12 protein-coding genes are annotated in these 13711 nt (G+C 33.7%); 4 read left to right on the top strand and 8 right to left on the bottom strand.

All coding sequences use genetic code 11. From position 1 onward, the window contains the following. Positions 1-347: 347 nt before the first annotated feature. Both UH7x_RS07605 and UH7x_RS07600 read left to right on the top strand, forming a co-directional pair. Positions 348-2858 (top strand): OmpA family protein, encoded by a 2511-nt coding sequence (locus UH7x_RS07605; protein ID WP_482363125.1) that lies wholly within the window; start codon positions 348-350, stop codon positions 2856-2858. A 208-nt stretch (positions 2859-3066) separates the two neighbouring features. After that, positions 3067-3183 (top strand): DUF6747 family protein, encoded by a 117-nt coding sequence (locus UH7x_RS07600; RefSeq protein ID WP_482363124.1) that lies wholly within the window; start codon positions 3067-3069, stop codon positions 3181-3183. Positions 3184-3288: 105 nt separating this feature from the next. Here UH7x_RS07600 and UH7x_RS07595 read toward each other — a convergent pair whose 3' ends face one another. From UH7x_RS07595 to UH7x_RS07585, 3 genes are all read right to left on the bottom strand, one after another. Further along, entirely contained in the window at positions 3289-4269 is a 981-nt protein-coding gene (locus tag UH7x_RS07595) for a DUF4837 family protein (RefSeq protein ID WP_482363123.1), read from the bottom strand. A 105-nt stretch (positions 4270-4374) separates the two neighbouring features. Then, positions 4375-6069: a LysM peptidoglycan-binding domain-containing protein gene (locus UH7x_RS07590; protein WP_482363122.1), complete on the bottom strand. Its 1695-nt coding sequence runs from the start codon at positions 6067-6069 to the stop codon at positions 4375-4377. Between the two features lie 109 nt (positions 6070-6178). Beyond that, positions 6179-7369, bottom strand: a complete 1191-nt coding sequence (locus tag UH7x_RS07585; protein WP_482363121.1) for a phosphoglycerate kinase — start codon at positions 7367-7369, stop codon at positions 6179-6181. Positions 7370-7479: 110 nt separating this feature from the next. On the opposite strand from UH7x_RS07585, the gene holB reads away from it, so the two are divergent. Beyond that, the gene (gene holB / locus UH7x_RS07580) at positions 7480-8655 is read left to right on the top strand and encodes a DNA polymerase III subunit delta' (RefSeq protein ID WP_482363120.1); all 1176 of its coding nucleotides are present in this window, start codon (positions 7480-7482) and stop codon (positions 8653-8655) included. 3 nt (positions 8656-8658) lie between these two features. Further along, entirely contained in the window at positions 8659-9057 is a 399-nt protein-coding gene (locus UH7x_RS07575) for a DoxX family protein (RefSeq protein ID WP_482363119.1), read from the top strand. A gap of 77 nt (positions 9058-9134) precedes the next feature. Here UH7x_RS07575 and UH7x_RS07570 read toward each other — a convergent pair whose 3' ends face one another. The 5 genes from UH7x_RS07570 to mnmG all read right to left on the bottom strand — a co-directional run bounded on the left by UH7x_RS07570 (position 9135) and on the right by mnmG (position 13709). After that, a complete protein-coding gene (locus UH7x_RS07570) occupies positions 9135-9641 on the bottom strand; it encodes an OmpH/Skp family outer membrane protein (protein WP_482363118.1) in 507 nt (168 codons plus the stop codon). 300 nt (positions 9642-9941) lie between these two features. Then, positions 9942-10769, bottom strand: coding sequence for a class I SAM-dependent methyltransferase (locus tag UH7x_RS07565; protein WP_482363117.1), 828 nt, complete (start codon positions 10767-10769; stop codon positions 9942-9944). Then, positions 10744-11295, bottom strand: a complete 552-nt coding sequence (locus UH7x_RS07560; protein WP_482363116.1) for a hypothetical protein — start codon at positions 11293-11295, stop codon at positions 10744-10746. Before UH7x_RS07560 ends, UH7x_RS07565 begins: the two co-directional genes overlap by 26 nt. A 78-nt stretch (positions 11296-11373) precedes the next feature. Continuing rightward, positions 11374-11844 carry a hypothetical protein gene (locus UH7x_RS07555; protein ID WP_482363115.1) on the bottom strand — a complete coding sequence of 157 codons (471 nt, stop codon included), beginning with the start codon at positions 11842-11844 and terminating at the stop codon, positions 11374-11376. Further along, entirely contained in the window at positions 11841-13709 is a 1869-nt protein-coding gene (gene mnmG, locus UH7x_RS07550) for a tRNA uridine-5-carboxymethylaminomethyl(34) synthesis enzyme MnmG (protein WP_482363114.1), read from the bottom strand. The genes UH7x_RS07555 and mnmG overlap by 4 nt, the downstream gene beginning before the upstream one ends. Positions 13710-13711 lie beyond the last annotated feature (2 nt).

The following is a 13711-nucleotide window of genomic DNA, read 5'->3' as shown; positions in this document are numbered from 1 at the left end:
AATTTAGAATACAAACCACTTTTATTTCCATAAAGCTTCACAACACCCAATATACTTAGTTCTAAAATTTAGCTTATCATTTTTTGAATATTATATTTTTGCGAGAGCCCGTATTAATTGACCTTGACACTCAATTCATTTATACGAAATAGCTAAATTCTTCGTTAACTTTAAACGGTGTAATTTTTTGTTCGTTCTAAGCAGTAACCTATTCGACTTAAAACAACGAATCGCCCTATTAATAACAATATAACATATCGAAATAAAGGAACTTAAACCTAATAAATAAGTTCTCCTACAAAACTCTAAGAACTCATAGTTTCTTAGCTTTTTAAATAACCCAAATCATGAAAAAGCTATTTTCAATCTACTTACTTTTTTCAGCGATTATGCTTTCTGCACAATTTGATGAAAGTAATTTGTTTGTTAGCAATACCTCAAGTGCAAATCTTTCTTTTGAAAATGACAAACAACCAGATTCTTATTCTTTCCTCATTAACACTTATGAAGAAACATTTGAAGAAGCCGCTGCTAAAAACAATATACCTTATCGCACTTTTGTAAATTTACCTTCTACCCCAAATGGGTATTATATAATTTCAGGTACATATGGTAAAGAACGAAATAGAGATAAAGCACTTAAAAGACATAAGAAAAAAGGCTTCGCTCCAGGTTCAGTAAAAAATCTTGAAAACGGACTTAATTATGTTTACCTAGAATATTATACCGATTGGAAAAAAGCTATTGATGTTTGTACCACCAATTTTGAAGGTCGCTATAAAAATGAAGTTTGGGTTTTACAAGTTAAAAATAGTGATCAACCTATAAACCCACCAATTTCTAATGAGCCAAGTGCATCAGAAATCTATCAATTAAGCAATCCTGTTAGCGGCTTAGACCTTGATTTAGATGAACCCACACCAACAAACACTTTAATTGAAACTCCAAATAAAAGCAAGCTTATACAAAAAGCTGATCTTTACTTTGATAAGATGTGGTATTCTGAAGCAGCAAATTTATATGAAGAAGCACTCTTAAAAGGTAAAAAATATTATTCTTCTGAGATTATTCAAAAGGCAGCCGATTCATATTATTACAACACTAATATGGAAAAGGCTTATGAATGGTATAATATTTTATACGAAAATTATGGCAAAGAACTTTCTGCAGACAATATGTTTAAATATGCTCATACTTTAAAAGGAACGGGTAAATATGGTCGTTCAAAAAGATTGATGCGATTATATAATAAAAAAGTTGAAGACGAAGCTTTATCCGCAAGTGCAGCAAGCCAGACAATACCGAATGAAATGGTATTAGATAATATCTTAGCAGCAACGAACGATAACATTGACGTTAAGAATTTGGAAATAAACTCGGAGTATTCTGATTTCTCCCCAATGTTTCTGGACTCCTCACAAGTAGTTTTCGCTTCTGCCAAAGATTCTTCCTTTTTGCACACTCGAAAATACAAATGGAACGATCAACCATACTTAGACCTTTACGTCGCTAAGCTAAATGAGGAATCACTTGATTTAAAAGACGCTATTAAATTTTCAAAGAAAATAAACACAAAGTATCATGAAGCTTCTGTAGCATTCACTCCCGATAACACAACCATGTATTTCACAAGAAATAATTATGGCAAAAAATTAAAAAGAGATAAAAACGGGGTAAACAATCTTAAAATATACATGTCTAAAAAGGTTGGTGAAGATTGGTCTGAGGCTGTCGAATTACCATTTGCTAGCGACGACTATTCTATAGGTCACCCTGCCTTAAGTCCTGACGGAAAACAATTGTATTTTATTTCTGATATGCCAGGAACAATGGGTGCTACAGATTTATTTGTTGTAGATGTTTTAGAAGGACATACTTTTTCTAAGCCTAGAAACTTAGGGCCAGATATCAACACAGACAAACGTGAAATGTTTCCTTATTTCAATGGAGAAAAATTATATTTTTCATCTGATGGCCATACCGGTCTTGGCGGTTTAGATGTTTTTGAAGCATCATATGAGGAAGAAAAAGGTTTTGGAGAACCAATAAATATTGGCCAGCCTATAAACAGCAATAAAGACGATTTTTCTTATATAATAGATAAGGATTCACAAAAAGGATTCTTTGCCTCAAATAGAGAAGGCGGCAAGGGTGATGATGACATCTACTCCTTTGAAAATCTACTTTTAGAAGAAGTTCCTACAAACATCAATGCTATTTCAGGAGTTGTCACAGAATTAGTTACTGGAGATCTTATGCCAAAAGCTTTGGTTGAATTATTGGACGAAAACAATGTTAAACTTAAAGAAATTGAAACCACTGACGATGGTAGCTTCATATTTGAAGATCTAGACAGTAACACAAAATACAATATAAGAGCTAACAAAAACCCTTACTTTGAAAATGTTATTCCTGCAAATACAACAGAGAACGATACCATTAACGCAGATATATCATTAAAGCGCTTAGAAGAGCTAATAGCGGTTGAAGATGGTATTAAAAAGCTTAAAACCGAAATGATTCATTTCGATTTTGATAAATCATACATACGTACAGACGCAGCAATAGAATTGGACAAAATGGTTGCTGTTATGAATGAATATCCCAACATGGTAATAAAAATTGAATCACACACAGATTCAAGAGGTTCACGCGCATATAACGAATATCTATCGGACCTCAGAGCAAAATCATCTAGAGATTATCTTATTAAGCAAGGTATAGCGCCCGAACGTATTGAAAGCGCAATTGGTTTTGGTGAGGCTCGATTAATTAATGAATGTGATGGAACAGTAAGATGTTCTGAACAAGCTCATTATTTAAATAGACGTTCTGAATTTATAATTACTAAAATGTAAATCGAAAACATATAATTAAAATAAAAAGACCGCAAAACAACGGTCTTTTTTTTTACAATCATAATAAATTAAGTCCTTCAATATTCATATACCCTACTTCAAAATACATTACGCAACAATTATAAATACCTTCACAACAAAGCCTGTTATATATATACAAAAAATTGAAATATCAGAGTTATACTTATAGAAAACCCAATGTCTTATCATGAAGAATACCCTACTTAACAAAGAAATATACATGGAGGCTTTAAAAGACCTAAGTAATTCCTTATTAAGTTCTTATGTGAAAGCATTTTTTTGGTTCACTTTACAAGATTCATAAAAACATTATGAGATTTACTTAACAGTAAAAAGTATTCGAATCAACCTAACCGAAAAAGCCCTGACTATAAACGTCAGGGCTTTTGAATTAAATTTAATATGCCTTTTAATCTAATTTTGCCGATCGTATTATCGCTTCCAACTCAAACATATAATCTCGTTTGTTAGCAGAAGGTGCAAAGGTAAAACCTTCTAAAACCAGCTTTCTATTTTTCTCTTTATCATTAATTATATAAGAAACAAAAGGTCCGGCCATTGGATAATTCTTAATATCCCAAATACCCCGTACTTCTACAGCTTTTTTACTTCCTATTTCTGTGGCATATACATGTGGCGCAAATGCTGGATCACCGCGCATATGAGTAATTTTACCAGGCACATCAGGACCAGGAATATAAACTGAGCCTATTGAGTCTCGCAATCTAACAATGTCTTTTACAAAAGTAGAATCGTTGTTAAAGCTATCTCCAGGTAATTCATACGCAATAACATTCATAGTTCCCTTAGGTATCTGGGTTTCCATCCAAACAAAATTATCTTCTTGTTTAACAACTTTAAACGCTGCCGGCATAGACAAGCTTACACCAAACTTATCTTTTAAAACTGTCTCTTTACTTAATGACCCCTTAAATCTAACTTGAGCTTCATTGATTTCAAGATTTTTAAAAGATGCTATAATCTCATTAGCTTTCGCTTCAATATTTTCAATTATTTCTTCTTCTGTACGCCCCTTTATTACACCTACCTTTTGTGGTTTAGAATACATATCCGTTTTTATATGGCCAAGGTTCAGTGTATCCTTTTCTACATAAAGAATAGCTCTCATATTTCTAATTGTGCCTGTGAAAACAGCAGGTGGTACGTGATTAATTGTGAAAATTGGCTCATCTAAAGTTAAACCAACCGCAGGTGCTGCAAAATATTCTCTAATTTTATCGCCAACTTTTCCCTGCCAAAGCTGATTATCAACTACAATGGCGATTGTGTTTATTCCACCTATTGATTGCGGCAAATAAGTTTGTTTTTTACCTTCTTTGCACGATAATATTATAGCAAATAGTATTATGAATATTCCGAGTTTTCTCATGTTTGTTAAATTGGATGGTTTAGAATGATTTTAAGACAATGAATACTACCACAAAAACAGTTCCAATTTATACATGAGCTCTAAAATAATTTGAACACATGTGTTTTATGAGGAGCACTCGCAAAGTTTAAGCCTTGTACCAGGCTTGAGCTTGCTGCTATTTAACCTGTTCCACTTTTTTAAATTGTCTATGGACACTCCAGGATATTTCCTAGAAATCGTCCATAAAGAATCGCCTGACCTAACCGTGTGAGTTTTTGCGCCATCAGGTATTTTTACCGTAGTTGCATTAGTAGTAGCTGCTTTACTTTTGGTTGACGAAACAGTAGCACCGCTATTACGAGGATAAATAGTAAGTCGCTGTCCTACACTTAAATTATTACTCCTAAGTCCGTTCCATTGCTTTAATTGACTTACACGAACTCCATATCGTTCGGCAATTTTACCCAAAAAGTCTCCACTTCTTACTCTATAACGTATGCGATTAGATTCCGCTTGTTTAACCAATTTAGGCAAAGGGCTTTCTTTACTCTCTAATTCATTTTTAACATGGGCATAAATTTGCTCTTCATTGTTAACGAACTTACCCATAGCTTTTTTAGGCAATCTTAAGGCGTAATTCTTTCCTTCGATATAAGGAATAACTTTCAATTTATAGGAAGGATTAAGCACCTTTAATTCTTCTTCACTAACACCTACCAATTCAGAAATCTGCTGAAAAGTAATTAAGCTCTTTACATGCACAGTGTCGGTTTCAAAATATGGTCTCTCAGCCCTTTTTCCTTTAAGGTTATGTTCTTCTGCGTACTCAAAAATATACATGGTAGCTAAAAAGGCTGGAACGTACCCAGCTGTTTCACGGGGTAAATTGCGTCTAATATTCCAATAATTACGATGCCCCCCAGAGCGTCTTATAGCCTTATTTACATTACCAGGGCCAGAATTATACGCAGCTAAAGCCAAATCCCAATCGCCAAAAATTCGATATAATTTAGAAAGAAACTGTGCTGATGCCTTTGTAGATTTTATTGGGTCACTTCGTTCATCTACATAGCTTGTAACATCTAATTTGTATTCTTTACCTGTTCCATACATAAACTGCCAAAGTCCAGTAGCGCCTACTCTTGACCTCGCTTTAGGATTTAATGCTGACTCTACTATAGAAAGATATTTCATTTCTAAAGGAATATCATGTCGATCAAATTCTTCTTCAAAAAGCGGAAAATAAAATTGACTTATAGTCAACATACGCTCCATTAAACCACGCTTTCGAGTCAAAAATGATTTAATCACACTCTCTAAAGACTTATTGTAAACTACATTAAAAGGTGTTTTCTTGTTTAACTTTTGCAGTCTTGCTTTTAAAGAGTCTGTTGGTAAATCGTAGACATAGACTTCTTCTTCAGTTGCAACAGGATTGCCATCAATAGTATTGGTACTACTAATACTTACTACCTCTTCTTGCATTTCGTCAAAAAGTCCATTAGCCTCATACATTTCGCGCATCCAAAGACTATCATAAAGCGCAGCTAAGGCATTATCTTTTAAATCATATTTACTTTTACTAGAATCTTTTGCTAAAACAAATGGAGTTTCTTGTTCTGACTCTGCATCCATTTCATCCATTTGCTCAATATTCTGCAAATCGATGGCCAAAGAATCAGCGATTGTATCTTTTACAGCTACTATTTTTTCAGACAACACGGCAGAAGCCGTAGAATCTTGTTCCTGTGCGCTAACACTCAAACATGAAAAGACACAAAAAAATATTACAAGTAAACCTTTTGTTTTTACAATCATAAACCTTCTAAAATTATACGAAGAAAGGCGAAAATCGACATTTCTTATCAAACCATAAAATCTTGCTATATTAAAGAATTCTTAGGGTTATAAATAAGTAACGACCTAATTATTCGATAATTGCAGCTATTCCGGGCAATGTTTTACCTTCCAAGCTCTCAAGCATAGCACCGCCTCCTGTAGAAACATAACTAACTTTTTCCTGAAAACCAAATTGCTTCACTGCAGCTACGGAATCACCCCCACCTACTAAAGAAAAAGCTCCAGCAGCTGTTGCTTCCACGATGGCATTACCTACAGAAATTGTGCCATTTGCGAAATTTTCCATTTCAAAAACACCTACGGGACCATTCCATAATATTGTTTTTGATTTAAGAATAACCTCTTTAAAGATAGCTAAAGTTCTTGGACCAGCATCCAAGCCTTGCCAACCATCAGGTATTTTATCTACATCTACAACTTGTGTCTGTGCGTCATTACTAAAATCATCTGCAGCAATTACATCAACAGGAATATGAACCTTAACACCCTTGGCTTCTGCTTGTTTTAGTATCTCTAAAGCAAGCTCCATTTTATCATCTTCACAAATAGAATCACCTACTTTTCCTCCATTTGCTTTTACAAAAGTATAAGTCATTCCTCCACCAACTATTAAGTGGTCAACCTTATCTAAAATATTCTCAATTATCGTGATTTTAGAAGAAACCTTTGCACCACCTAAAATAGCCAAAACTGGCTTCTCACCACTAGCCATTACTTTATCAATAGCCTCAATTTCCTTCGCCAACAATTGTCCAAAGCATTTGCGACCTTCAAAAAATTGAGCAACAATTGTGGTTGAGGCATGCGCGCGGTGCGCGGTGCCAAAAGCATCATTAACATATATATCACCTAACTTCGAAAGTTTTTCTGCGAAGTCTTTATCGCCAGAGGTTTCTTCTGAATAATAACGAAGATTTTCTAAAAGCAAAACTTCACCAGGTTGCAAGTTATTTGCAGCTTTCTCAGCTACTTCACCCACACAATCTTCAACAAATTTCACTTGTACCCCAATAATTTCGGAAACTTTATCTGCTATATGTTTTAAAGACATGTCTGGGTTTCTTTCACCTTTTGGTCTTCCTAAATGACTCATTAATACTGCCGACCCACCATCTTCAAGCACTTTAATTATTGTTGGTTTAGCGGCCTCAATTCTATTTGTATCTGTAACATTGAATTCAGCATCTAAAGGCACATTAAAATCAACTCTTATTAGTGCTTTCTTATTCTTGAAATTAAAATCATTAAGGGTCTTCATTGTCAATCTTTTTTTTAGGAAGCACAAATGTAAAGATTTATGCCCGTACATCGCTTTAAGACAGGTTTTTTTCTTAAAATAGGTTCAATTAATTCAACTATATTTGACCCATGCGCTTCTCAGAAATTTTAGGGCTCAATCATATTAAAAACCACTTATCTTCTAGTGCAGATGCTGGAAGAATTTCACATGCTCAATTGTTTATTGGCCCAGAAGGAAGTGGAACACTAGCAATGGCTCTTGCTTACGCCCAATACATAATTTGCAGTAATAGTAATGGGGAAAATAGTAATGGAAATGAAAGTTGCAATCTTAAATGTGACTCATATACACATCCTGATGTGCATTTTGCCTTTCCGGTTACAAATTCAGATAAAGTAAAAAGTCATGCAGTAAGTGACCATTATATTTCTGAATGGAGACAGTTTATTAAAGAGCAGCCTTATGGAAACCTTTTCGACTGGTATCGCTTTATTGGCATCGAAAAAAAACAAGGACAAATTGGGGTTGATGAAGCTCAAGATATTGTCAAAAAATTAGCGTTAAAGTCATATGAAGGTGGCTATAAAGTGATGTTAATTTGGATGGCCGATAAAATGAACATTGCAGCTGCTAATAAATTATTAAAGTTAATTGAAGAGCCTCCAGAAAAGACTGTTTTCATTTTAATTGCCGAAGACGAAGAACAAATAATTCAAACAATAAAGTCTCGTTGTCAACTACTTCATTTTCCACCATTATCAGAAGAAGCAATTGCAAAGGCACTAATAGAAAAAGGTTTGCAAAAACAAGAAGCTATGCGATTTGCCCATGAATCTAATGGCAACTTCAATAAAGCTCTTGATTTATTAAACAATGATTCTGAAGATTTAATCTTTGAAAAATGGTTTGTACAATGGGTGCGTAGCGCTTTTAAAGCAAAAGGCAATAAGGCGGCAATTCATGATTTAATTTCATGGAGCGAAGAAGTAGCGAAACAAGGTCGTGAAACGCAAAAGAACTTTTTAAACTATTGTCTTGCAGTAATGCGACAAGCTCTACTTATTAATTATGGAGCACGTGAATTGGCTTACATGAAGATTAGTGTTAATAATTTTCATCTCGACAAATTTGCGCCATTTGTACATGAGAATAATATCTTGGACATTACTGAAGAACTTGAAAGTGCTATTTACCACATTGAGCGTAATGGTAATGGTAAAATTATTCTAATGGACCTCTCCATTAAACTTACTCGTTTACTACACAAAGCACCAAGTAAAACTAATGTTGTTATAAAATCTTAAGCAATGAATCAATTAATGAATTTCCCTGCAGAGTTAATTCTTCTTGTGTTTGCAATCATTACATTCTTACAAAGCGGTATAGATAAAATATTAGATTGGAACGGAAACCTTTCTTGGTTAAAAGGTCATTTTAGTGAAAGTCCATTTAAAAACATGGTACCCTTTTTATTAGCAACTATCACTGTTCTTGAAGCAATATCCGCTATTCTTTGCGTTGTTGGCGTTATTCAGCTAATTACTAATGGCAGCAAAACTTTTGCTTTGTACGGAGCAATCACCTCATGCATAACACTTTTAATGCTTTTATTTGGTCAGCGTATTGCTAAAGATTATGTTGGCGCACAAACGATAGTAATTTATTTAATTCCAACAGTATTTCTAGTGTTTCTTTTACAATCGTAAACGCTTATCAGCCTTCCTTTTAAAACAAAAAACCCCAACTAAAAAAAGCCAGGGTTAATAATTTGAGAAGAAATCTTCTATTTTTTATATTTGTCATTCAGAAGTTTAACAACATCGTCTGTTACATCATTAGCGTCTGTGCCATACAATACACTTCCGCCATCGCCACCACCTAAAATATAGGTATATCCTTTTGATTTACCATAGGTTTTAATCTCAGTTTTTACAGTGCTAATTATGCTATCAAGAATTGTTTGATTAGCCGCTTGCGCTTGTTGCGCCTCTTGTTGCAATTGCTGACCTAAAAATTGACCTTTTTGTTGTAGTACACCGTATTCTTCTTGTGCCTTTTTTTGAGACATTTTTTGAGAATTAGTTTGAAAAGCTTGCATCTCTAACTGATATGCTTGAGACATACTATCTCTTTTTTTAGTCAAGACCTCTTCATCAACCTTAAATTTTGCATCGGCATCTATCTTTTCTTGATACTCATCCATCAATCTTACATTATCAACATAAGCAATTTTATTTTGCTCACATGATGCAAACAAAACTAGAGCTAGAATCAAAACTACATTTTTCATAAACTTAATTTAAATTGTCATTTCTATCTGAATAGAAATCTATTATTTATTATTACAAGGCTATTTTTTTAGCAGCGCTAAAATAGGAAAGCTTTTTGAATACAGGAGAATCTTGTTTGACTAATTTAAATTTGACAAAATAATACGCATAGACAAAAACAATTAAAGGCGTTTGTTTCAATAAATTAAATTTATAAATATCAGCACGCTAAAACCCGGTTAAATTCAATGATATTTTTAGCTAAATGTTAGCTATCATCTAAATAAGCGAAAATGCAGCAAATCGTTTTAAAATGCGAATTAGGCTTTTTTGACAATATAAATAAGAGAAGAATACTCTTTAGAAAACAAGGCCGAACAATTTGAGATTAAACCTATGAAGATGCCTTTGATAAAACCTAACCTACTCTTCTTATATTTTTCTGATAATAATGAAACATAAAAAGAATCAAAAAGCAAAGGTCTTTTGGCAACAACTTCCATTTGATACTTTGCAAAAAGTCTTTGTATGGAATCCTGAGAAAAATGCCACAAATGTCTAGGCACATCATAGGCCGCCCAATATTCTTTATAATATTTTGCATCATAAGATTTATAATTTGGCACCGCTATAACCATAGTGCCACTATCTTCCAATAAAGAACTCATTTTTAAAATCTGGTTTTCCAGATCTGTTAAATGTTCTAAAACATGCCACAATGTAATAACCTGATATTTCCGATTCATTACAGCTTCTAATTCACCACTAAGGTTTATTTCCTTTTCAGATGCTTTTCCTCTGGCATGCCAATTAGGCTCTACTCCAAAAACACTCCAACCTTTCTGTTTTGCTACAGCTAAAAAATCTCCGGTTCCAGCGCCGACATCCAATATTGTTTTATTTTTCTCAGAATATTTATTTATCAAATGCACCTTTAATTCCAAAGAGAATTTTTTTACTATTTGATAAATCTTTTCTGTTAATGTTCTGCTAGAATCTGTATGAGAAATATAATTCTCACTCTTGTAGTATTGATCTAATTCTTTTGGCTGTGGACGCGTTATTAGCATATCTAATTCCGCATCATGATAAAGTTCAAATTCTTCGCCGGTAACAGAGTGGTCAATAGTTTTTAAAAACAAGTTCATTATAATTGTTGGTGGTAAGGTATTCCTGTCTTAGATTGCTAAGGTACTTTAAAACTGATTCTTTTGAAAGTGCTTCTGAAGAAAGACAATCTTTTTCTATATCACTATAAACTTCTATGGCAATATAAAAATTATCTTTTCTTATTTCTTTTGGTTCTGCATCATTATCATCTTCAATATTTAAAGCCGCATTGAAAGCCTGCTCAAATAAAACTGGCAGAAAATTTACACTTTTATCAGGAATATCTATTTCATAAAATGAAAAAAAATATTCCTGACCAACAATTTGAAAAGGAATATCATCGTAAACATTAATATCATTTAAGTCGTACTTTACATTCACATATTCGTAAAATGCTCCTGCTTGTTTAGAATCTTCAAAAATGAACATTTGTCGCTTGGGTAAGCCACGTTTAAATTTCTTTCCTTTTGAAATTTTATAGGTTTGAATATCAGGAGCTATTCTAAGGGGTATACATGATTGAAAAATAAATAACACTAGAGTACAAATTAAAATATTTCTCATTAATGGTGGCGTTTGAAGTTAACCAAAGTGGTATCAAAAATCAGGCCAATCACTAAAATGTTCCACGTGGAACAGTGTTTACTTTTTTAATTTAACACCTAACAATTCGGATAGCTCCATAGCCTTTAATTTAGCATCACTTAGAGATTTAGTGCGATATATTGTAAAATGTTTTCTGCCACTAAAAAGCCGAACAACAAGACTATCACTTAATTGTTTTTTACCCATTGCGGCTACCGGTCCCCACTCCGCACTACGTTTATTAATTGCCGAAAAAACAGAAATGTAGTCAGGAAACACTATTAACAATTCACTCCTAAACAACGTGATTCCAAAAACTTTGAAATGTCTCCAATTTTTAAATTCCTTTGAAATTTCATATGAGATTGAATAGCTAAAAAGTACCGTTGAAATAGACAACAAAACAATAATTTTAATATAATCAATTTTAGCACTGATAATATCTATTAGAGAAATCAGTGGTAACATTACTCCTAAAATAGGGGCTATATTGGGTTTTTTTTGTTTGAAATACAAAGAAGTTTTCATCGACCCATATACACTAACAATACACTTATATCCGAAGGAGAAACACCACTTATTCTAGAGGCCTGTGAAATAGTAACAGGCTGAATAGCTTCTAATTTTTCACGCGCTTCATACGATAAAGACTTTAACTTACTATAATCAAAATTTTCAGGAATTCTAATATTCTCTAGTCTTGATAATTTGTCAGCATTATTCTTTTCTTTCGCGATATAACCAGAATATTTTACTTGAATCTCTGTTTGCTCAAGAACCTCTCTATCCAATGAATTATCCAATACAAAATTAGAAACTGTTTCTAATTCCAACATGTGCTCCATTGTTACTTTAGGTCTAGAAAAAACCTTAAACATTTTATCAGACTGCTTTACAATTGCAGAATTGACTCGTTCTAAAATTGGATTTATATCTTCAGGGAGAACACTTGTTTTCTTGAAAAAGTCAACAAAACTATCTGAATTACGTTTTTTCTTTTCCATTCTTCTCAGGCGTTCTTCTGAAGCTAATCCAATTTCATATCCTTTTGGAGTTAATCTTAAATCAGCATTATCTTGTCTTAATAACGTACGGTATTCTGCACGAGAAGTAAACATTCTGTATGGTTCTTCTGTTCCTTTAGTAATTAAATCGTCAATTAAAACACCAATATAAGCTTCATCCCGAGTCAATACAAAAGGATCTTTTTCTTGTAATTTCAATGATGCATTAATACCCGCCATTAATCCTTGTGAGGCAGCTTCTTCATATCCCGTAGTTCCATTAATTTGACCCGCGAAATACAAATTATCCACTAATTTAGTTTCTAACGTATGCTTTAATTGTGTAGGTGGAAAATAATCATATTCTATAGCGTAACCAGGTCTAAAAAACTTCACATTTTCAAAACCAATCACCGATTTTAACGCCTTGTACTGAACATCTTCAGGAAGAGAAGTTGAGAAGCCGTTAACATAAACTTCAACAGTATTCCAACCTTCCGGTTCCACAAACATTTGATGGCTATCTTTATCAGCAAATCGATTTATTTTATCTTCAATTGAAGGACAATATCTCGGGCCTATACTTTTAATTCTACCATTAAACATTGGAGATCTATCAAAACCTTCTCGTAGCAAATCATGAACTAATTTACTCGTATGTGTCATATGACAATCACGTTGATTAGTCAAGACCTCAGTATCTAAATAAGAAAATTTCTCAGGATTACCATCACCTGGCTGAACAATCATTTTGCTATAATCTAAAGAACGCCCATCAACCCTAGGCGGTGTTCCTGTCTTCATTCTTCCACTTTCAAAACCAATTTCAGTTAATTCTTCTGTAATGCCAGTCGCGGCCTTTTCACCAGCTCTACCCCCTCCGAATTGTTTTTCTCCAATATGAATTAATCCATTTAAAAATGTTCCGTTTGTTAATACTACGGCTTTACTTTTTATCTCAATACCTAAAGATGTTTTAACACCAACCACCTTATTGTTCTCAATAATAAGCCCTCTCACCATTTCTTGATAAAAGTCGCAATTTGGTGTGTTTTCAAGTGCCATTCTCCACTCTTCTGCAAAACGCATTCGATCACTTTGTGCTCGCGGACTCCACATAGCAGGCCCTTTAGATTTATTCAACATTTTAAATTGAATAGCCGATTTATCAGTTACAACTCCACTATAACCACCCAAAGCATCAATCTCTCTTACAATCTGACCTTTTGCTATACCTCCCATTGCAGGATTACATGACATCTGACCAATAGTTTGCAGATTCATAGTTACCAATAAAGTTTTAGAACCCATATTAGCAGCGGCAGCGGCGGCCTCCGCACCAGCGTGACCTCCACCTACAACAATTACATCATACTCTTCTCCAAACATAG

This window comes from Aurantibacter sp. UH7, assembly GCF_056839165.1.
The sequence above is the reverse complement of the archived record's forward strand: the minus strand, read 5'-3'. Positions and strand labels throughout refer to the sequence as shown.